Source organism: Gilliamella bombicola (assembly GCF_900094945.1).
In the GTDB taxonomy this organism is placed as follows: Bacteria; Pseudomonadota; Gammaproteobacteria; order Enterobacterales; family Orbaceae; genus Gilliamella; species Gilliamella bombicola.
The window spans coordinates 81995-103858 of sequence record NZ_FMAQ01000003.1 but is presented as its reverse complement, the minus strand read 5'-3'; the positions used below and the strand labels follow the sequence as shown (position 1 = coordinate 103858).

At 35.6% G+C, this 21864-nt stretch carries 17 protein-coding genes; 11 read left to right on the top strand and 6 right to left on the bottom strand.

Annotated elements, in window-relative coordinates:
• Nucleotides 1-110 precede the first annotated feature (110 nt).
• The 10 genes from GA0061081_RS04320 to GA0061081_RS04275 all read left to right on the top strand — a co-directional run bounded on the left by GA0061081_RS04320 (nt 111) and on the right by GA0061081_RS04275 (nt 12682).
• Nucleotides 111-899 carry a TOBE domain-containing protein gene (locus GA0061081_RS04320; RefSeq protein WP_091347422.1) on the top strand — a complete coding sequence of 263 codons (789 nt, stop codon included), beginning with the start codon at nt 111-113 and terminating at the stop codon, nt 897-899.
• 15 nt (nt 900-914) lie between these two features.
• Complete coding sequence (gene modF / locus GA0061081_RS04315) at nt 915-2378, top strand: molybdate ABC transporter ATP-binding protein ModF (protein ID WP_091347420.1); 1464 nt, start codon at nt 915-917, stop codon at nt 2376-2378.
• Nucleotides 2379-2768: 390 nt separating this feature from the next.
• Nucleotides 2769-4772: an excinuclease ABC subunit UvrB gene (gene uvrB / locus GA0061081_RS04310; RefSeq protein ID WP_091347418.1), complete on the top strand. Its 2004-nt coding sequence runs from the start codon at nt 2769-2771 to the stop codon at nt 4770-4772.
• A 25-nt stretch (nt 4773-4797) separates the two neighbouring features.
• Nucleotides 4798-5148, top strand: a complete 351-nt coding sequence (locus tag GA0061081_RS04305; protein ID WP_091347416.1) for a RidA family protein — start codon at nt 4798-4800, stop codon at nt 5146-5148.
• 177 nt (nt 5149-5325) lie between these two features.
• On the top strand, nt 5326-5826 hold the full coding sequence (gene purE, locus GA0061081_RS04300; protein ID WP_091347414.1) for a 5-(carboxyamino)imidazole ribonucleotide mutase: 501 nt from the start codon (nt 5326-5328) through the stop codon (nt 5824-5826).
• 1 nt (nt 5827) lies between these two features.
• Nucleotides 5828-6898, top strand: a complete 1071-nt coding sequence (purK, locus tag GA0061081_RS04295; RefSeq protein ID WP_091347412.1) for a 5-(carboxyamino)imidazole ribonucleotide synthase — start codon at nt 5828-5830, stop codon at nt 6896-6898.
• Between the two features lie 48 nt (nt 6899-6946).
• Complete coding sequence (dgt, locus tag GA0061081_RS04290) at nt 6947-8434, top strand: dGTPase (protein WP_091347409.1); 1488 nt, start codon at nt 6947-6949, stop codon at nt 8432-8434.
• A 267-nt stretch (nt 8435-8701) separates the two neighbouring features.
• Nucleotides 8702-9040 carry a P-II family nitrogen regulator gene (glnK, locus tag GA0061081_RS04285; protein WP_091347406.1) on the top strand — a complete coding sequence of 113 codons (339 nt, stop codon included), beginning with the start codon at nt 8702-8704 and terminating at the stop codon, nt 9038-9040.
• A gap of 21 nt (nt 9041-9061) precedes the next feature.
• Entirely contained in the window at nt 9062-10342 is a 1281-nt protein-coding gene (amtB, locus tag GA0061081_RS04280) for an ammonium transporter AmtB (protein WP_091347404.1), read from the top strand.
• Nucleotides 10343-11392: 1050 nt separating this feature from the next.
• Nucleotides 11393-12682: a hypothetical protein gene (locus tag GA0061081_RS04275; RefSeq protein ID WP_141683333.1), complete on the top strand. Its 1290-nt coding sequence runs from the start codon at nt 11393-11395 to the stop codon at nt 12680-12682.
• Between the two features lie 304 nt (nt 12683-12986).
• Here GA0061081_RS04275 and GA0061081_RS04270 read toward each other — a convergent pair whose 3' ends face one another.
• The 5 genes from GA0061081_RS04270 to fdhD form a co-directional block, all read right to left on the bottom strand.
• A complete protein-coding gene (locus GA0061081_RS04270; protein ID WP_091347400.1) occupies nt 12987-13460 on the bottom strand; it encodes a hypothetical protein in 474 nt (157 codons plus the stop codon).
• A gap of 756 nt (nt 13461-14216) precedes the next feature.
• Entirely contained in the window at nt 14217-15152 is a 936-nt protein-coding gene (locus GA0061081_RS04265; protein WP_091347398.1) for an EamA family transporter, read from the bottom strand.
• A 181-nt stretch (nt 15153-15333) separates the two neighbouring features.
• Nucleotides 15334-16572 (bottom strand): nucleoside permease, encoded by a 1239-nt coding sequence (locus tag GA0061081_RS04260; protein WP_091347396.1) that lies wholly within the window; start codon nt 16570-16572, stop codon nt 15334-15336.
• Nucleotides 16573-16629: 57 nt separating this feature from the next.
• Nucleotides 16630-17448, bottom strand: coding sequence for a purine-nucleoside phosphorylase (locus tag GA0061081_RS04255; protein WP_091347393.1), 819 nt, complete (start codon nt 17446-17448; stop codon nt 16630-16632).
• Nucleotides 17449-17734: 286 nt separating this feature from the next.
• Nucleotides 17735-18541 (bottom strand): formate dehydrogenase accessory sulfurtransferase FdhD, encoded by an 807-nt coding sequence (gene fdhD / locus GA0061081_RS04250; RefSeq protein ID WP_091347390.1) that lies wholly within the window; start codon nt 18539-18541, stop codon nt 17735-17737.
• A gap of 181 nt (nt 18542-18722) precedes the next feature.
• Here fdhD and GA0061081_RS04245 point away from each other — a divergent pair, with 181 nt between their 5' ends.
• The gene (locus GA0061081_RS04245) at nt 18723-19253 is read left to right on the top strand and encodes a DedA family protein (protein ID WP_091347388.1); all 531 of its coding nucleotides are present in this window, start codon (nt 18723-18725) and stop codon (nt 19251-19253) included.
• Here GA0061081_RS04245 and mscM read toward each other — a convergent pair.
• Nucleotides 19250-21862 (bottom strand): miniconductance mechanosensitive channel MscM, encoded by a 2613-nt coding sequence (gene mscM, locus GA0061081_RS04240; RefSeq protein ID WP_209435358.1) that lies wholly within the window; start codon nt 21860-21862, stop codon nt 19250-19252. The genes GA0061081_RS04245 and mscM overlap by 4 nt on opposite strands.
• Nucleotides 21863-21864 lie beyond the last annotated feature (2 nt).

Below are 21864 nucleotides of genomic sequence, written 5' to 3'. Positions count from 1 at the left end.
AAACAATCAATGATGTTTTTAACTTGTTTTGAATGAATATAAAAAAGCGTCTACAATAAACGCTCTTATCTCCTCCAAATTGATTAGTTGGTTCTTCATGGTGTTAAATTATGTTTTCTCCTGAAATTTTATTGACATTGAATATTCAGCAACAGTTATTTACTGATCCACGGCGTATTGCATTGTTAAAAGCAATTGAACAAACTGGATCATTAAGTCAGGCTGCCAAGCAAATTGGCGTTAGTTATAAAACAGCGTGGGATGCTATCAATGAAATTAACAAATTAGCACCTAATCCTTTTTTAATTACCGCAATTGGTGGCAAAAATGGTGGGGGCACAAAGCTCAGTCCTTATGCTGTTAGATTCATTCAACTTTATGATCTATTAACTCAGTTGCAACAAAATGCATTTAACATACTGAGTGATGACAAAGTCCCATTAGATGATATTTTAAAAGCCACTGCAAGATTGTCATTGCAGACTAGTGCCCGAAATCAATTATATGGCACAGTTAAGCAGATTCACACAAGTGATGTTGCTGGTTTTATTACTGTACTGCTCAGTGATAACCAAACTGAGTTAACAGCGTACATTACTCAGCCAAGTATTGGACGGTTAAAGTTGAGTACTGATAAAACAGTCTTGTTGTTAATTAAAGCCCCGTTGATTGAATGGGTAAATACAAAAGAGAATGCGAATGAGAATCTCTTGTCGGTTACAGTTGAAAAGATCACAACAGATGAAAAATGGAGTGAAATTGCTTTTTCATTATCTTCTGGCATTGTGCTTTACGCTAGCAAATTAGCTAAAGAAGTTGAGCAAGCTGCTCTAACTGTAGGTAAACAAACTAAGTTATGTATTAATCCACAACATATTATTGTTGCAACATTAGTTTAGCAATATGAGGTTATCATGCTACAAATAGAAAACGCACAGTTTAAAATTAGTGATTACCAAGTTTTTATCATTGAATCGTTGGCAATCAAGCAAGGGGGGCATGTCGCTTTTGTGGGGCGTAATGGTAGTGGTAAATCTATACTAGTTAAAGCGTTGGCAGGTGAGCAAACATTATTATCAGGTAACGTTATCAATCAATTTAAATCTATAGCTCATATATCGTTTGAACAACTACAAAAACTGATTGATGATGAATGGAAGCGTAATAATACAGATATGCTAAGCGAAAGTGAAAATGATACTGGATTAACCACTGAGCAAATTATTCAAGAAAATAATTTTAATCAAGTGCTTTGTCAACAATTAGCAACACAATTGGGAATTAAACACCTATTAACCAAACGCTTTAAATATTTATCAACCGGTGAAACTCGCAAAGCCTTAATCTGCCGAGTTTTGATGCAGCAGCCTGATTTTCTGATATTAGATGAGCCTTTTGATGGTTTAGACGTGGCATCTCGTGCAAATTTAGCACAAATACTTGCGGACCTTGCTAAGCAGGGTATCACTATTGTCCTTGTTTTAAATCGATTTAATGAAATTCCTGATTTTATCGAAAATGTTGGTATATTAGCTGATTGCCAACTATTGAAAATTGATACGAAGAGTACAATATTAAACGATGCAACAGTTAAGCAATTAGCAGATTTGGAAAATATACCCAATATGCCATTACCAGAAGCTGATGAATCACCAACACGATTAGCAGATCAATTAGATCGAGTCACATTAAATAATGGCTATGTTTATTATGATGATAAAGCAATAATTAATGGATTAACATGGCAAGTAAAGGCCAAACAAAATTGGCACATTGTTGGTCCTAATGGTGCAGGGAAATCAACATTATTAAGTTTAATTACTGGTGATCACCCGCAAGGGTATAGCAATGACCTTACTTTATTTGGTCGTAAACGTGGCTCAGGTGAAACGATTTGGGATATTAAACGCCATATTGGTTATGTCAGTAGTAGTTTACATTTGGATTACCGCGTTAGTTCTAGCGTTAAAACAGTGTTATTGTCTGGCTATTTTGATTCGATTGGTATCTATCAAACTACCAGTGATAGACAAGCTAAATTAGCTGATGAATGGTTAAAGTTGTTAGGTTTACAAGCGCAAGCGGGCAAACCTTTTCAATCACTCTCTTGGGGGCAACAACGATTAGTTTTGATAGCTAGAGCTTTAGTCAAACATCCGACACTGCTTATTTTAGATGAACCATTGCAAGGGCTAGACCATCTTAATCGAGAATTAGTCAAACGCTGGATAGATCGTTTAATTAGTGAGGGACATACTCAGTTACTCTTTGTGTCTCATCACGCAGAAGATGCGCCTAAATGCATCACTCATCGATTAACTTTTGTTCGTGACTTTGATGATAGCTATCAATATCAATTTGAACAGCTAAACAAGTAGATTAATTAAATCTATTAAAAGAAGTTTAAAAATAGGAAAAACCATCCAAAATAAAAGTTTTTTTTGGACAAAAATTGTCTTGATAATTGAAAAAAGCCTATAGAGGCTATACTTATGAAGTTATCCCCGTTACCTGTGGATAACTCTGTGAGTAGTTTATTAAAAAAAGCGCTAACCTCAGTCAAGAACAGGATTTTTCTTGATTTGATTGTAAGTTAATCATTAAATTGTTTTTTGTTTTTTATCAATATGTTATCGTAAATCAAGTCATGAATTTGTTGTCTTTTTTATTTATAAAAAAGTCAATTGAATGAAAAATAGAAGATTTTAAAAGGTCAAGTCCTTTTGGGGATAATTTTTATTAATAGGTAAAATATTGGTTGTGATGTAATGAAAAAATTTAAATTATGTTCCGAATTTAAGCCTGCCGGTGATCAGCCTGAAGCAATAAGAAAAATTAATCAAAATATTGTAGATGGGATAGCACATCAAACATTGTTGGGCGTAACGGGTTCAGGTAAGACGTTTACTATGGCCAATGTCATTGCTACGCATAACCGCCCAACAATCATTTTAGCGCCCAATAAAACATTGGCAGCTCAGTTGTATGGCGAAATGAAGGCCTTTTTTCCTGAAAATGCGGTTGAGTATTTCGTATCTTATTACGATTACTATCAACCTGAATCCTACGTGCCTTCAACTGATACATTTATTGAAAAAGATGCCTCAATTAATGAGCATATAGAACAGATGCGTCTTTCAGCGACGAAATCGCTCCTCGAACGACGCGATGTTGTGATCGTAGCATCGGTATCGGCAATTTATGGTTTAGGTGCGCCAGAAACTTATATGTCAATGATATTACACTTAACAAAGGGCACCATAACCGATCAGCGCTCAATTTTAACTCGTTTGGCCGAATTACAATACACTCGTAACGAAATAGGTTTTAGCCGTGGTACGTTTCGCGTTCGAGGGGATGTCATCGATATTTTTCCTGCGGACTCAGATGAACTTGCTGTGCGCGTAGAGCTATTTGATGACGAAGTCGATCGTATTGTTATGTTTGATCCTCTGACAGGTAATAGTATCAATGAAGTATCACGGATCACTATCTATCCAAAAACACACTATGTAACGCCAAGAAATATTATGGAAAATGCCATTGCGCAAATTAAACAAGAGCTTAAAGAACGTCAAAAAGTATTGTTAGATAACAATCGTCTACTGGAAGAACAACGTTTAACTCAGCGAACACTCTTTGATATTGAAATGATGACCGAACTGGGTTATTGCTCTGGCATCGAAAATTACTCACGCTTTTTAGCCCAACGTAATCCGGGCGATCCGCCAGCAACGTTATTTGATTACTTGCCTCCAGACGGATTATTATTTATTGATGAATCGCATGTTGCTATTCCACAGATAGGCGCAATGTATAATGGCGATCGTTCGCGAAAACTTAATTTGGTTGAATACGGCTTTCGTTTACCATCAGCACTAGATAACAGGCCTTTAAAGTTTGCAGAATTCGAAAATATTATGCCACAAACCATTTATGTATCAGCAACACCAGCCAAATACGAAATTGAGAAATCAGGTAACGAAATTATTGAACAAGTGGTTAGACCTACCGGACTATTAGATCCTATTATCGAAGTTCGCCCTGTTACAACTCAGGTGGATGATCTATTATCCGAAATCAAAATTCGAATTAACAACGAAGAACGTGTTTTGGTAACCACACTAACTAAACGTATGGCAGAAAATTTAACCGATTATTTGTCGGAACATAATATCAATGTCAAATATTTGCATTCAGATATTAATACGGTTGAAAGAATGGAAATTATCCGAGATTTGCGTTTAGGTAAAGTCGATGTGTTAGTTGGGATTAACTTACTTCGAGAAGGGTTAGATATACCGGAAGTATCGCTAATCGCAATATTAGACGCTGACCGTGAAGGGTTTTTACGTTCAGAAAGCTCGCTAATTCAAACCGTTGGGCGTGCCGCTCGAAACGAGCATGGTAAAGCTATATTATATGCAGATAAAATTACGCCGGCTATGCAAAAAACGATTGATGAGACTGCTCGCCGTCGTCAAAAACAAGAAGACTTTAATGTAGCACATGGCATCACGCCTAAATCAGTACGCAAAGAAATTAAAGATGTATTAGAGGCAGGTTTAAGTACCAAGAAATCAACAGCCAAAGTTCAAGCGTTTGAACCAGGTAAATCGTATCAGTATGTTTCTGTTAAAGATGTACAGGCAAAAGTGAAAGAACTTGAAGCAATGATGTATGAAGCGGCTCAAAATCTTGAATTTGAAAAAGCCGGCGTACTGCGTGATGAAATAAAAAAATTGCGTGCGGATTTTATTAAAGTGTCTTAATGACTCATCTAACAAGGAAAATATGATGACAATAACTCGAATTGATCCCGATGATCGCTGGTCTGAAGCTGTGATTCATAATAATGTGATTTATTACACAAGTGTTCCTACAGAACTTGAAAATGACGCTTATATACAAACCCAAAGTGCATTAGCAGAAATTGATAAACTATTAGCTCGAGCTAACAGCGATAAATTACATATATTGGATGCGACATTATTTTTAGTGAATAAAAGTGACTTTGCTGCAATAAATAAAGCATGGGACGAATGGGTAGCCAAGGGTAGTGCGCCTGTTCGTTGTACTGTGCAAGCTGGATTAATGAAAAAAGAATATCTGATCGAAATTAAAATCGTGGCAGCAGTAAAAAGCTGATGCTTCAATTACCGCCGATACTCTTTACTATTCGGCGGCATTATTTTGATTATGTTTTCCTTCTAACGAATATCAGGAATCTGTATTGTTAATTGATATCTCCCATGACTATCCCCATCAACTAAAATTTAGTGTATACTTTGCGTACATCTTATTTTAATTATTCAAACGTTTGTTATGCACACTCAACCTAAAATTGCCATTGTCATGGGCTCCAAAAGTGATTGGAGCACTATGCTGCATGCCGCCGATATCCTTGATGCGTTGACTATTCCTTACCATGTTGAAATCGTTTCAGCACACCGTACACCCGATAAGTTATTTCGTTTTGCTGAAGATGCTAAACAAAAAGGCTATGATGTGATCATCGCTGGCGCTGGCGGTGCAGCTCATTTACCCGGTATGTTAGCCGCTAAAACGCTTGTTCCTGTATTAGGTGTCCCGGTACAAAGTGCCGCATTAAATGGTGTTGATAGTCTTTATTCTATTGTTCAAATGCCTCAGGGCATTCCTGTTGGCACTTTAGCTATAGGTAAATCTGGTGCGGCTAATGCAGCATTACTTGCTGCGCAAATTCTTGCTTTACACGATCAAGATATTTATCAACGCTTATCAACATGGCGATTAACTCAAACTGATGAAGTGTTAAATCACCCAGATCCAAGAGTGGATGCATAATATGAAAACTCAATCTGTTTGTGTATTAGGTAATGGTCAACTAGGGCGAATGCTTAAACAAGCAGGAGAACCGTTAGGTATTAAAGTTTATCCTGTTGGATTAGATGCAGATCCTGCTACTATTCCATATCAACAGTCAGTGATCACAGCCGAAATTGAACGATGGTCAGATACCCCTTTTACGCAAATTTTAGCTAAGCATCCTCATTTTATTAATCGAGATGTTTTTCCGCTTATTGCTGACCGTTTAACTCAAAAACAGCTGTTTGATGAACTTGGATTACCCACAGCTAAATGGTTTACGCTTAATCATTCTCAAGATTGGCCAACTTTATTTACTGATCTGGGGGATCTATTAATTGTTAAACGTCGAACAGGTGGTTATGACGGACGAGGACAATGGCGTATAGCTGTTAGTCATCCAATCACCGTCCCAGATGATATTTATCAAAACGCGATTGTTGAGCAGGCTATTCCATTTGAAAAAGAGATGTCATTAGTGGGGGCGCGTAATGCAAAAGGTGAAACGGTATTTTACCCGCTTACCAATAATTTACACCAAGATGGTATTTTAAAAATGAGCGTTGTGCTACCAAACCAAGTCCCTTTATTGCAAACACAAGCCGAAAAAATGCTATCTGCCATTATGCATAAATTGAATTATATTGGCGTAATGGCAATGGAATGCTTCATTGTTGATGGTAAATTACTAATTAATGAACTTGCTCCACGGGTACATAATAGTGGTCATTGGACACAAAATGGTGCTTCGATAAGCCAATTTGAATTGCATCTTCGTGCCATATTAGATTTACCACTCCCTAAGCCAAATGTTTTTGCACCATCAATTATGGTTAACTTAATTGGTACAGAATTAAATCTTAATTGGCTATCTATCGACTTGGTACATATGCATTGGTACGAAAAAGAAGTCAGAGCAGGGCGTAAAGTAGGGCATTTAAACTTAACTCATAGCCAGTCTAGTCAATTATTAAAAGCGTTAGAAAATCTAATGCCACTATTGCCTAATGATTATCAAAAAAGTATTGAATGGGCAAAGCAAAAATTATAACGATTTAGCAATCTAAACTGATTAAGACGATGAAATTAGAGATAGACCATGATCAACTTTAATCAAAAAATCAATTATCAACGTTATGCTAGCAAACAGCGTGAATCACTATCTGATGAATACTCGATAGTACGTTGTTTTGAAAGTGATCGTGGTCGCATCATTAATTCAGCAGCTATTCGTCGCCTACAACAAAAAACGCAAGTCTTTCCATTAGAACGGAATTCAGTGGTTAGAACGCGGCTTACTCACTCTATGGAAGTGCAACAAGTTGGTCGTTACATTGTCAAAGAAATTATCAATCGCCTTGGCAAAGTAGGAAAATTAAAAAAATATGGACTTGATAACTGCATAATGGCGATCGAAAGTCTAGTTGAAATGGCCTGTTTAATGCACGATATTGGTAATCCTCCATTTGGTCACTTTGGTGAGGCCGCTATCAATAAATGGTTTACACAGCGCTTAGGTCTTGGTAAATCAACAGATTATCCAGCGCTAGAAATCCATGATAACGATGATGACAAAATAAAAGAAATTAAAACCAAAATTCGCCAAGATCTATCAAATTTTGAAGGTAACGCGCAAGCAATTCGTTTAGTTCACTCCATATTACGTCTCAATTTAACTTATTCACAAATTGCCTCGATTCTTAAATATTCTAAACCAGCTTATTGGTCAAATCAGGTGCCCGCTGAATTTTCTTACTTAATGAAAAAACCAGGCTATTATTTATCAGAAGAACCGTTTATTGAGGAACTTTACAAACAGCTTGATATAAAACCATTTCATCGTTATCCATTAACTTACATTATGGAAGCGGCCGATGATATCTCATATTGTATTGCCGATCTTGAAGATGCTGTTGAAAAGAAAATCCTAACAGTAAAACAGCTTTATACTTGTCTGGCAGAAGCATGGGGTCCAATTAAAAAAGGTGATTTGTTTGATACAGTGGTTAAACGCCCTTATGAAAACCTAACACAGAATGAATTTGATGCAATTGGTATCGATCAGTTTTTTATGTATCTGCGAGTCAACACCATAGGTAGACTGGTACCACATGCAGCCGAGCGCGTTATTGAAAATATTGAAGCCATTTATTGTGGCTCGTTTAATCATGCTTTACTTGAAGATAATGGTGCAGAATATAAATTACTTAATATTTTTAAAACAGTTGGTTTTAAATATGTGTTTAATCATGAATCGGTCGAAAATATCGAACTTCAAGGGTACCGAATTATTAGCGGATTGCTTGATATTTATAGTCCACTGCTTGATATGCCTACCGATGATTTTTTAAAATTGGTTGAGGACAAACACCACAAGCATTATCCTATTGAAACGCGCTTATATCACAAATTATCTTCAAAACATTGCGCTGCTTATGAGCAAGCAATTAGCAAACTCAAGTCATATGAAGCAAACTTTGCTTGCATGGAATTTTATTACCGATGTCGCTTACTGCAAGATTATATTAGCGGTATGACTGACCACTTTGCTTATGATGAATATCGTAAACTAATGGTGACATTCTAATTTGCATGACTCCTAATTGAGTATAATTGCTTAGCACTAATAATACACATTGGCACCATATTAGTGCATAGCTAAATGGCAATATATCAAAGCAGACTTTTATTGTTTATCTCTTTAATCAATTAAATTCAATCACTAAGTTTGAATTTTTATAACTGCTCACTTTCATTTCTCTTATCAATTCCGCTTAAATTATGTGAAGTTATCTATTTTTGGCATGATCTTTGCAAGAATCGTATTGTATCTCATATTTATTAGGAGCAATTGATGAAATTAGTTACTGTAGTAATAAAACCTTTCAAATTAGAAGAAGTTCGAGAAGCCTTATCCAATATAGGCATTACAGGATTAACCGTTACCGAAGTCAAAGGATTTGGACGACAAAAAGGTCATGCTGAGCTATATCGTGGCGCCGAATATAATGTCAATTTTCTACCTAAAGTTAAAATTGACTTAGCTATTAGCGACGATCAACTTGACGAAGTCATTAGTACTGTGTCTAAAGCAGCACATACGGGCAAAATTGGTGATGGCAAAATTTTTGTTACCTCACTTGATCATGTGGTACGTATACGTACAGGCGAAACCGATGAATCGGCACTGTAATTTATTGTTAAGGATATAATTATGTTGAAAAAATTTATTTTCTCTTTAGCTTTTTTATTTTCAAGTACTGCTTTTGCTGATGAAGCCGGCATAGTTGATAAAGCTGATAATGGATTTATGATGATCTGTACGGCTTTAGTACTTTTTATGTCTGTGCCTGGTATTGCTTTGTTTTATGGCGGTTTATTACGTTCCAAAAACGTGTTATCAATGTTATCTCAAATCCTTGTAACTTTTTCACTTATTGCCGTGTTATGGATTACTTATGGTTATTCACTCTCCTTTGGTGAAGGAAATTGGTTTTATGGTAACTTTAACAATCTTTTATTAACAGGCATTGGTATTACGGATGTGTCAGGATCGATTTATGAACTCATCTGGGTCGCATTTCAAGGATCATTTGCTTGTATTACCTGCTGTTTAATTCCAGGTGCTTTCGCAGAAAGAATTCGCTTTTCAGCCGTATTAATTTTTATGGTGTTATGGTTTACATTTTCATATATTCCTATGGCTCATATGGTATGGGGGGGCGGAATTTTAGGTGATGAAGGTGCGCTCGATTTTGCCGGTGGTACTGTAGTACATATTAACGCAGCGATTGCTGGAATTGTTGGTGCTTATTTAATTAAAAATCGTCTTGGTTATAATCGTGAACCACTAAAACCATTTAACTTGCCTTATGTCTATCTTGGTGCTGCGATTCTTTATATTGGTTGGTTTGGTTTTAACGCAGGCTCATCAACACATGCTGATGAAATCGCAGGTTTAGCCTTTATTAACACAGTTGCTGCAACTGCAGCTGCGGTTTTAGCATGGACATTAGCCGAATGGTTTTTACGAGGTAAGCCATCATGCCTTGGTTCTGCATCAGGTGTGATAGCGGGATTAGTTGGCGTAACACCTGCTGCCGGCCTTGTTGGTGTTGGCGGTGCGATGTTAATTGGTTTTATTTGTGGATTTGCAGGGGTGTGGGGAGTATCAACACTCAAAAGAATGCTAAAAGTTGATGATACGTGTGACGTATTTGGTGTGCATGGCGTATGTGGTATTGTTGGTTGTATATTGACAGGTATTTTTGCATCAGAATCTCTTGGGGGAGTTGGCTATACAGAAGGTACCACAATGGTAAGTCAAGTAGGGATCCAATTGATGAGTGTTATTACCTGTGTAATTTGGACTGCTGTGGTGGCTTATATTGCTTATAAAATTGCAGATATTTGTGTTGGCTTAAGGGTGTCAGAAGAGCACGAAAGGGAGGGGCTTGACATCAATAGCCATGGCGAAAGCGCTTTTAATAGTTAATTATCAAGTAAAAACATAATTAATTAATCAGTTACAAATAATAAGCCATTTAAATAAAATAATTTACAGGATTTTAATCCTGTAAATTATCGTTTTGATTCATTATTGCTAAAAACAGCTTTTTTTAGTTTTTCCAAAGTATAATGTTATTATTTAAGACAACGGTATTACCAGAACAATATTAACGAAATTACAAAACGATACATGTGTGTGCTATTTAATATTTTGGTGAGGATGACTGATTATTTTTTATTTTAAACGTTTATATGCGGAAAAATGCCGGGTTATTAACACTTGATAATCAAAATACCCTTCTAAAAACATCATAAGATGTTTTACCGAAAATCGCTTAAGCTTTGGTTTTCTATCTTTTGATATCTTCTAATATTTGCTGATTATGCCACATTTCTATTAAAGTGAGTATCACACTTTTTCGGTTTTCCCATTAGTATGTGGGCTATGTGGTCTAGTGAATTTCTAGTTTACCCGATTGGTTGTTATCTGCTTTAACAAATAGATATTTGCCTGTGTCTTGATATTCACGTCTGTTATCTGAATAAATACTCTTTAGTTCGGTTTTTATGTATATTTATTACAGTAGTTTCTCAAATTACTACAAACAACGCGAGTAATTCCTATATAAACTGTTTAAAAATGTTTGTTATTTTATTTTAAATTTTATTTAAAAAATTTTTATATAAAAAGGTAGATAAATTTTTTTTTAACGTTATACTGCCGTGGATTCGTATAATTAAATCTTAATTGGTTAAAAAACGAATATAAAAACGATTTATCAGGAAAAAACTTGAAATATAGGATATTATGCAGTACAACTTTTTTTATCAAATTTGGCAACATTATGTTTTAAATGTTTCTAAATACCTATCAGGCATTATTTATACCACCCACTTATTTAATAAACATACACAAAATTGTCGTAAATACTTTTTAATAAATGTTAACAAGTGGCTATGTTTTGAACTAAAGCCGCGATTACAATTATATAAATGCTCAAAATCTTACTTATTTATCTTGACCATGCCATTGTTATTGTCGTATCCATTAAATACACAAGCGTTATCGGCTACTACAACAAATATAATTCAAGGTTCAGCACCGTATTTAACATTTGATGGAGGTAAAACTAAGGCTACCACGACGGAAGAGCTATTAAGTATCACTTTATCAGATGGCACCACTATCACGCCAGCAACAAATACTTCAACCGCGACCGATCCCATAGCCTTACCTAATGAAGGCGAGACCTTGGCTAATGTTGGCATGTTTATACCAACATCAACAGACTCAATAGAATTAAAGGAACTAATTAATGGCTCCTATAACTTCTGGAGTGATGATGATGGTGATGGACAGGGAGAAAATGGTTTAACCGCTACAGGTAGCTTAAGTATTAGCTTCACAGATAGGCATAACCAAAGAGTTAGTCGCAATCATGTCTTAGATATTTGCGGAGCACCTTATAAAGTGGTGTTAAGCAATACCAATGGTATGTTAATGACACAGTACGGTGTACCTAATAGCAGCACTTTCGGCGCGGGTTCTGTCAGTTACTTTATTACTCCAATCTTAACGCCTAAAGTCTGTTATATTAAGGCGGGGGATCTAAGGTTAGACGTAAATCAATTCGCTGGTCCAGAAGGTATGTGGAATCCAAGTAAAGGCTTTACCTCATCTGGTGAATTCCCTACTACTGGTAGTAATGGTTTATTCTTTGATTTATATATAGAGGGTAGTGGTCCACTAACTTGGCCAACTGTCAATAATGCAGGTATAACTGTCAACATGAAGTCCAATGCGACAGGCAGCAGTGTGCGAATTACACTAACCGGTCCAACGGCGAATGGAAATCGAAACTCAATTAGCAAACCAAACTTACCTCAGACATTCGAATTAGTTGGTTACGATCGCAGTGGTAAATCAGTGATCAAATATGGATTTGTATTACAAAAGTGGTTTATCAATCGTGGAGACAGATTTTTTTTACTCTCTTCACATGAAAACTGGTGTAAGAAATTAGGTTATAGGCTTATACAGGTTAAAGATGTCACCAACGCAAATTGTACTGGCCTGCACAGCAGTTGTCAAAGCGCTAAACCATCATCGGTTGGAAACCATTACCATCGTCGAATTGGTGGGGGGCTGCTTAGCGAGTGGGGTTACGCGATGGAATACATGGATTTAGTTGGTCTACCCTCAGATAATGCGTACTGGACAAGCGATGTAGTTGCAGGTAGCCAGCTTGTTGTCACCGCGGTTGGAGGTCAGGTTAAAACTAGAAAAACTAACGAAACTGCGTACGGAATGTGTGTCTATCCTTAAATTTTAGTGTTTAATCCTTAAACCTCAGAAAGATCATATATATTTAAATTAAATAGACAAAGACAGGTTGCCCCAGCATGAGAGGGCAACCGAGTTGGCAACATTGGTAGGTAATGTGCTTTTCATGCAAAAATACTACCATTGCCCCCTTGGAGGGTCATTATGAAAGGCCAACTATTGTTGATAACTATAATATCTCCTTAAGCTCTATTGATATCTAGCATCCAAGTATAGATTCCAAATTCAATTAATACTGTGATGTTTGTCATTACTTTTGAGATATAAATTTTTGTTGTTGTTCAATTTAATCATCCCAAAGCATAATGGCATTATCTTCAGTTAAGATTAAAGGTGGAGCAAAAAGGTACTCTTTTACTTTAGTCGGTAAAAATTGCATATCATTAAAATTAAATTGTAATTCAGGATAAACATTAGCGATTTCTTTTATCCGAGTATTTAGTAATTCCTTTATTTTATTTGACTCTTTAGCAATGGCGAGGTCATCTTTGAGCATGCCAATTTGTTTTTTATGATGTTCTGATTCAAATATTTCGTGAAAAACAAAAGAAAACTCACCTTTATTGACCCTATTGCCATCGTGATACTCTCTATATTCAGAATGATGTAATTTAAGTTCCTTAACACGCAAAGCAATAATCTCATCAATATGATCAGTATAATAATTTAATGTTGGATCTAAATAAGCTAGTGTTCTATGCTCAGGTATTGAATCATTACTATGTACTAAGGTAAATAAAGGTTTTTTATATGTCTTCATTCTGTAACTTCCTTTTTAATTAGGATAAAAAGGTAACAAGATCATTCAATAACGAAAATCGATTGTTACTTTTTATGTAAAATATTTCAGGTTAACATAATGCTTAAATATAAAAATAAACAAAATTTCAAATATTTAATGATCTTTACTATTAGATATTTAAATTAATGAATTTAAATTTAAAAGCACAAAAGCTTAACAAATAAAACACCATTAGAAACTGCTACTATCGGGAAAACGGTTAGACTGAAACAAATAGTCTTATTTACTTGTAAGCCTTATTTAAAGGCTAATTACGAAGTGTGATCAATACGACAAAACACTTATACTAGAATAAAATATCTCAATAAACGAATGGCTGGATATTTAAAGCAGTCAATGAATACCATTTAACAAAAGCCACTCCCTTATAAGACAAATTTTATTTTGGAGAGTTCAATAATTTTGCTAGATTTAACCTTTTGGTTTAAGATATATTTTTAAAATGTTACCAACAAATACGCCATAGCGGTGAAAAATCTACCATAATAAATTTTAACCTATTTGACTATTAAAGCTATTAAACGCAAGATGGCTAATCAAATTCCTTATTTTGATTAAACGAGCAATATTAGTAAGCTTGATAATCAGGTTATAGATATAGTGATGATTGACTCGATTTTCAATACCTTTCGGTATTTTTATTTTATTATTTTGTAATTTGCTCATATTAGCAAATTAACAGGCAGGATTTTTGCCCTGCCCAATAACCTAAAATCAGTCGTATTTTTTGATATGCATTAAGTTCGGCAAAGCAATTGCCAATAGAATAATACCGACCCCAATCCATTGATTAAAATGGACCGATTCTTGCAAATAAAAATATGAACAAGTCACTGCGACAGGTAGTTCTGCTGCTGATAATATAGCACTTAATGAAATTCCGATTCTAGGGATCCCCACTGAAAATAAAAAAGGAGGCAGTACAGTTCCAAGTAACGCTAATAAAAATCCTAATTGGTATAGCTTATCGCTAATATCAAGTTTGAAGAAAAACAAAGGTGGAAAAATTAAAAACGTAATAATACATGCGCCAGTAATCATCAACGCACTTTTTTCGAGTTTAGGTAGCTCATTACCAATATTGCTGCTAGTGCTGATAAACAGCGAATACATCAGCGCTGCTAAAAAACCAAAAAAACAACCTGTCAAATTTAAGTTAATATCTTGATTAAATACACCTGCGGCTAAGCTACTACCCAAAATAATTACAATAACGGCTACTAGCTGAATTATGCTAGGTTTGTTTTTAAAAATAACAAAATCAATAATGACGCTAATCCACAAATATTGCATTAATAAAATAATGGCAATTGACGCTGGCACTAGTTGTACACATTGGTAATAACAGATGCCTACCAAGCCAGGAAAAAGACCAACGGCACAAACTTTCCATTTTTTTGTTGATTGCATTTTTTTTGCGCTCGTTGTTGCTGATGATGTATTAGTTAGTGTTGAATGTTTGGGTTTGTGTATTGTTTTAACGATAAAGTGAATACTCCACAGCATTAACATTCCCAAAAAACATTGGATACCCGTCACTTCACCTAAGGAATAGCCGGCTTTATACGCAGTTTTCACAATAGAGGAGAGCACGCCAAAACTACATGCTCCTAAAAAAACCAGAAAACCACCCAAAAATTTATATTGCATATTTAAATCTCATCAAACTAAAAAATATTGTAAAAAATAAAAAACAAAAAACAATAAAAACCCTCAGGGGCGATTGTTTTTCAATCCCCCCAGCGGATTTTTAATAAATTAAATTAAAAAATGAATTAAAATAACATGATAAATAATATTTTAAAATTCATTAATCTGAATAGATAAATGGTTAGATATCAGATTGGTTTTTAGTATGTTCATAATTAAATGAATAATAAAAAACAACACCAATTACGAGCGCATAAGATGCAAAAATTAACCAAATTGTTTGCCAATCTTTAGTCCCCTCGTGTGTACACATATTAACCACAACACCACTTAAAATCGAACCAAAATAAGCGCCAATACCATTGGACATTGTCATAAACAGCCCTTGAGCACTAGCACGAATATCAGCGTTGACCTCTTTTTCAATAAAAATAGATCCTGAAATATTAAAGAAGTCAAATGCGCACCCATAGACAATCATTGAAAGCATTAATAGCACAAATCCAAAAGGTGTTGGATCGCCAAATGCAAACAAACCAAATCTAAGTGTCCAAGCAATTAAGCTTATCATTATGACTTTTTTGATGCCAAATTTTTTGAGAAAAAATGGGATAGTCAAGATAAAAGCGACTTCAGCCATTTGCGAAACAGATAATAAGATAGCAGGGTATTGCACAATCAAACTATCTTTAAACTCTGGAATTTTAGCAAAATCATGTAAGAAAGTGCTACCGAAAGTATTGGTAATTTGTAATATTGCACCAAGTAACATAGCAAAAAGAAAAAATACCGCCATGACCGGTTTTTTGAATAACACAAAAGCATCTAGCCCTAAATAAGAAATCCAAGTCTGTTTTTGACTTTTAGATACAGCAATATTGGGTAATGTTGCACTATAAATCACAAGTAAAACCGAAGCAGCGCAGGCAACATAAAGCTGAGCATTGCTCAACTCGAATTTGCATAAACTAACAGTCCACATAGCGATGATAAAGCCTACTGTACCAAATACTCGTATTTTAGGAAAAACAGCGACAGTATCTAAGTTTGCCTTATCTAAACAGTGATAACTAATTGAGTTAGATAAGGAAATAGTTGGCATAAATGCTAACGCATTACCTAACATCACCCAAAATAAAATGGCTGGATCAGTGACCGATGCGGCATAAAAAAGCGCAATAGCACAAACAGAATGGCAAAATAGATAAAGGTATTTAGCTTGTAAAAATTTATCGGCAATGATGCCAATAATAAATGGTGTAATTAATGCGGCTAAACCTTTAGTACTAAAAATCATCGATACTTCAATACCTGAAAAGTGTAATGTATTAAATAGATAAGCACCAAAAGTAGTTAGCCAACTTCCCCAAATAAAATATTGGAAAAACATCATTATTTTTAATCTATTTTTTATGTTCATTGTTTATTCCTAAAATAAAGTGAACTTTTTATAGAAAATCAAATATAAAAGTATCACTTAAAAGCGTTCAATCGTTTTTGTTATGAGTTGTAAAAAGGTTGTTTTAACGCGTTCAGCTGTTTCAATGACTTCTTCGTGCCCTAATGGTTGATCTAAAATGCCACAAGCCATATTGGTTAAGCACGAAATACCAATAGTTTTAATGCCTGAATGGTGCGCTATAATTGCTTCCGGTACGGTTGACATACCCACTGCATCGGCACCTAACACGCGAATCATTCTAATTTCAGCAGGTGTTTCATAAGTTGGACCTGTCCACCAAGCATAAACACCTTGTTGTAAGTTAATATTAAGTTCTTTAGCTACATCCATTACGGTTGAACGCAATTGCTTGTTATAAAGTTCACTCACATCTAAAAAACGCACACCTAAATCAGGATTATTTGGTCCAATGAGCGGGTTATTTGCAGTAAGATTGATGTGATCAGTAATGAGCATTAAATCACCCGGTTTAAAACTGGTATTGACTGCACCACATGCATTGGTAATGATTAATTTTTCAACGCCAAGCATTTTCATCACACGAACAGGAAAAGTAACTTGATCTAATGAAAATCCTTCATAATAGTGAAAGCGTCCTTTCATTGCCACGACGGTTTTATCACCACATTTGCCAATAACTAATTCATTGGCATGGCCTACAGCTGCTGATTTGGCAAAATGTGGAATTGTGTCATAAGGGATATGAACCGCATCTTCAAGTGTATCGGCAAAAGGCCCTAAGCCTGAACCTAGAATAATCCCAATAGTTGGTTTTTTGTCCGTGTGTTTTTGAATATAGTTAACGGCTTGTTGAATATCGGAAGTTTGATGCATGATAGTATCCTTTCAAAAAATTAAATGTTACAAAGTAAAACAGGATGAATAAATAAACAGTTTTAACCGATTAATTAGTTCAGTTAGACAATAAACTTATAAAATAATTAAAAAAAGTAATTTCTGCTATGTGATGTATATTATGAAGATTTTCTCTTAATAAAGAAAGATACGAATTGCGATATCTTAAAATGAATTAAATAACGAGTTTTTTATTTTTATTATTCAATTTATTAAGTTGAAAATTAATTTGGCCAATTAATATGGGTTAATCCTAAAATTGCCATTAAGCTAAGCGATCATCGCCTGAATAGATTACCCCTTTATTGCCTCTAAAAAATCCCAATAAAGTTAAATGGCACTGTTTAGCCAAATCAACGGCCATTGAGGTTGCTGCCGAAACCGCTAACAAAAACTCCACCCCACATTTGGCCGTTTTTTGCACCATTTCGTAGCTAGCGCGGCTTGATACTAATACCACACCATGTTGATATTGAGGATTATTTGGCAATTGCATAGCTCTAAAACCAAGCAGTTTATCTAATGCGACATGCCGGCCGATATCTTCAAATCCCGCCATAAACTGTCCTTTCAAATCTAGCCACACAGCTGCATGAGTGCAACCCGTTTGTTGACCCACTTGTTGAACTTGCGATAAGGCATTTAAGCTGTCACTAAAATCCGCTAACTTAATTTGATTTATTCGTGGCAAAGTGGGAATGGCTTGGCAAACTTGATCTATCTGTTCAGTACCACAGAGACCACAACCTGTGCGTCCTGTTAAATTACGACGTTTTTCTTTCAGTTCACTAAAGCGTCGCGACGAAAGTTCAATCTGGACTTCTATGCCTTTGGGAGTATCAATAACATCAATGCCATAAATATCATTCACCGATTGAATAATATTTTCAGTTAACGAAAATCCAATTGCAAAATAGTGCAAATCTTTTGGGGTAGCCATCATCACAACATGCGAAATTCCGTTATAAATTAACGCAACGGGTTTTTCAATAGCTAGTACATCCACTTGAGCATTTTGCAATTCACTGCCTTTAAATTTGCGTACAAGAATGGATTCAATACCGATCGCCATGATTTGTCTCTTATTAATTGGATTATGTTTACTATAAGCACAAATTCAAACATTGATAAACCTAAAAAACGTTAACGCTTTGTAAGATTCTATCAATAAGTGGTGTGTGCTTAGCCCTAAGTATCTAGCATTATGGTAAAATAGCTAACTATAATCAATTAATAATTTACAAACTAAACTTATGTCGTTACATGAAATCACATTGACAATTATGCAATTTATAGAGCATCATCAAGTTTGGACTCTGCCGATTATATTTCTATTATCGTTTGGTGAATCTTTGGCTGTCATATCGCTTTTTGTTCCTGCAACGGCTATTTTGTTAGGGGTAGGAGCTCTAGTTGGCAGTGGTACAATATCGTTTGTACCAGTATTTATTTCTGCGTCTATTGGGGCTGTTTTTGGGGATTTGCTATCTTATTGGTTAGGTAAACACTATCATCAACAAGTAATTGCTTCATGGCCGCTAAATAAACACCCTAAGTTGGTTTATCGAGCCGAGCGATTCTTTGATAATTATGGAACATTAGGGGTGTTTATTGGGCGATTTTTTGGACCATTACGCGCAATAGTGCCATTGATAGCAGGTACAATGCACATGCCCGCCATCAAATTTAATGTAGCCAATATTGCTTCTGCACCTATTTGGGCGTTTGCACTGCTTGCACCCGGTGCTTTTGGCGTGCCATGGTTAGAAACACTATTTGGTTAAAGGGTACCAACGGTATAACTACGGCGCCCACTTTTGCGACCTAAAGCCTCTAAATTAGTTTGTAATGGCGGGAATGGTAGTGTTAAATTATGACAACGATAAGCATCAAGTATCAATTGATGAATTGTACTACGCAGTTGCATTCTGTGTCCCATCTCAGCAGCAAAAACACGTAATTCAAACAACTGAATCCCTTCTTGAATATCAACTAAATACACTTGAGGCTCAGGATCTTTAAGTACATATTCACATTCATCCGAAGCCTGTAGTAAAAGCTTAATTACCAATTCGCTATCGGCATCAATTGTTGCGGGTATAGTTAACACAATACGTGTTATTGAATCCGACAAAGACCAGTTTACTAATTGTTCAGTAATAAAAGCCTTATTTGGCATCACGATTTCTTTACGATCCCAATCAACAATAGTAATTGCTCGAGTATTAATCTTGGTGATATTGCCTGTCAAATCACGAATTGTCACGGTATCGCCAATTCGCACCGGTTTTTCAAATAAAATAATTAAACCTGAAATAAAATTAGCAAAAATTTCTTGCAAACCGAAACCTAACCCTACACCCAGTGCGGCAATTAACCATTGAATTTTTGACCAGTCAATACCAATAAACGAAAACGCAATCATACAACCTATCATCAAAATAATATATTTTGAAACCGTCGAAATCGCATAACCTGTTCCTGGGGTCAAATCTAAATGCTGTAAAATGCCTAACTCCAACAAAGCAGGTAAATTTTTGACGAGTTGCACGGTAATTGTCATCACTAAAATGGCAATACATACTGCACCAAGAGTAATGTATTGTTCTATTTCGGTGCCATTAACAATAGCGCTGGTTCCCCACAACTTAATGTTATTCATGAAAGCAAAAGCTGAATGTAGCTCAGACCATAGTAAAATCATACTAATGAGTGCAATCATCATAATAATCGATCTGACAAGATGTAAGGATTGGGCACTAATGGCATCTAAATCGATAACTGGTTCATCGACACTGTCGTTAAGCGAATTAATATCTTCTTCCTGTGATTTTGCCCGCTGCATACGTTCTAAACGGCGTTGCTTGGTGCGTTCAAATTCAATACGGCGCTTTTGGATCCACATCCAACGCCGAATCATAAAATAAATAACTAACAGCGCAAACCAGATAATAACCGATGCTTCAAGGCGACCTAATAACACTTGTGCCGTTGATAAATAGCCCAAACAAGCAGCAATAATGGCGAGCCATGGTGCACTTAATAAGATAAACCATAAAATATGACTTAATAAATTATCGCCCGAACCTTTTTTATCAATATAAAGAGGCACTCCAGCGCGATGAATGGCGTTAGTCATAAATACTAAAGCAAAACAGAGAAAAATAAACGCTGTACGACCAATTGTGGCGGCAAATTGGCGATTATTATACTCGTCAAAGCTCATCACTATCATCACTAATGGAATCACAAGCCAAATCGAAAGCTGATAATATTTCATTGCTGAGCGCACGCTACGTTCAGACCAACCAAAATGACTAATAAACAGCCCATTAGATGATGCAAAATGCGCTGAAATAATAAACACCCACAAAATAGGCGCCGCCGCATTTACACCATAACCTAATGCATAGGCAACAGGATAATCCCAATTAATTTGCAACGCATAACCAAACACTGCCCACAAAATTGGCACCGGTAACGCCATAATTAATGAACAGATCACTACTTTTAGGGTTAAAGAATAACTATCTTGCGTAACTTTACCCACGCGGTTAGCGGATTTAGTTAAAAAGGTATTATATTTGGTGCGCATTTTAAAATGCGTAAACACAAATAGTAACGACAAAATGATTAAAAATAGCGGTTTGGGCGCGCTAAGTACTTCAATACTCGCATTATAAAGTTGCGAAAGGGTATCGATTGAAAAAATTACATAAATAACATCTTTAGCTAAATCGAGTGGATAACTCAATGAGATAGGATTCACATCTGCTACCCAAAAGAAATACCTATGTGCGGCGTCATTCACTTCATCAATGGCATTTGTTAACTGCTTATTGGCAATTTTTAATTTAGTAAGTTCTAAAATAGTGGTATCACTACCGGATATAAGAGTCTTAAGTAACTCAGTCTGCTCACGAAGCAAACGACGATATTGTGTAGCTTCTTTAAGAGTATTAAGTGGACTGGTTAAAATAGGGTAATCATCTAAAGAAATTAAAATATTATTATAATTAAGTTGTTGGGCTTTTTCTTCAGCAATTTCGGCATCAAGGGCTTGTGATTTAGGCTTTTCGGGTAAGCGCAATAACTGTTGGCGCAGAGTCTCGCCCAGAGCGGTTGAAAAACTTAACCACTCACCTTGCTCATCAAGTGTTGCCAGCGTATTTTGCACGTGTGAAATCTGTGTGGTGATATTGTTTTGCTCATTAACAATACTGGTTAAATGATTCTTTTGTAACTCCATATTTTGCCGGAGTTCATCATTCTTATCGCTCAACTGATGAACGATTTGAGACAGATCATCTTCATTATTAATGATTGGTGTAGATTCTTCGGCGAAAGTCATTGAAGAAAACAACACAGCAACAAAGCAAAAAACACCACGCATCC

Bases quoted from the DNA above. Each gene is read 5' to 3' on its own strand.
- GA0061081_RS04320 (WP_091347422.1), top strand. From the start codon at position 111: ATGTTTTCTCCTGAAATTTTATTGACATTGAATATTCAGCAACAGTTA.
- modF (WP_091347420.1), top strand. From the start codon at position 915: ATGCTACAAATAGAAAACGCACAGTTTAAAATTAGTGATTACCAAGTT.
- uvrB (WP_091347418.1), top strand. From the start codon at position 2,769: ATGAAAAAATTTAAATTATGTTCCGAATTTAAGCCTGCCGGTGATCAG.
- GA0061081_RS04305 (WP_091347416.1), top strand. From the start codon at position 4,798: ATGACAATAACTCGAATTGATCCCGATGATCGCTGGTCTGAAGCTGTG.
- purE (WP_091347414.1), top strand. From the start codon at position 5,326: ATGCACACTCAACCTAAAATTGCCATTGTCATGGGCTCCAAAAGTGAT.
- purK (WP_091347412.1), top strand. From the start codon at position 5,828: ATGAAAACTCAATCTGTTTGTGTATTAGGTAATGGTCAACTAGGGCGA.
- dgt (WP_091347409.1), top strand. From the start codon at position 6,947: ATGATCAACTTTAATCAAAAAATCAATTATCAACGTTATGCTAGCAAA.
- glnK (WP_091347406.1), top strand. From the start codon at position 8,702: ATGAAATTAGTTACTGTAGTAATAAAACCTTTCAAATTAGAAGAAGTT.
- amtB (WP_091347404.1), top strand. From the start codon at position 9,062: ATGTTGAAAAAATTTATTTTCTCTTTAGCTTTTTTATTTTCAAGTACT.
- GA0061081_RS04270 (WP_091347400.1), bottom strand. From the start codon at position 13,460: ATGAAGACATATAAAAAACCTTTATTTACCTTAGTACATAGTAATGAT.
- GA0061081_RS04265 (WP_091347398.1), bottom strand. From the start codon at position 15,152: ATGCAATATAAATTTTTGGGTGGTTTTCTGGTTTTTTTAGGAGCATGT.
- GA0061081_RS04260 (WP_091347396.1), bottom strand. From the start codon at position 16,572: ATGAACATAAAAAATAGATTAAAAATAATGATGTTTTTCCAATATTTT.
- GA0061081_RS04255 (WP_091347393.1), bottom strand. From the start codon at position 17,448: ATGCATCAAACTTCCGATATTCAACAAGCCGTTAACTATATTCAAAAA.
- fdhD (WP_091347390.1), bottom strand. From the start codon at position 18,541: ATGGCGATCGGTATTGAATCCATTCTTGTACGCAAATTTAAAGGCAGT.
- GA0061081_RS04245 (WP_091347388.1), top strand. From the start codon at position 18,723: ATGTCGTTACATGAAATCACATTGACAATTATGCAATTTATAGAGCAT.
- mscM (WP_209435358.1), bottom strand. From the start codon at position 21,862: ATGCGTGGTGTTTTTTGCTTTGTTGCTGTGTTGTTTTCTTCAATGACT.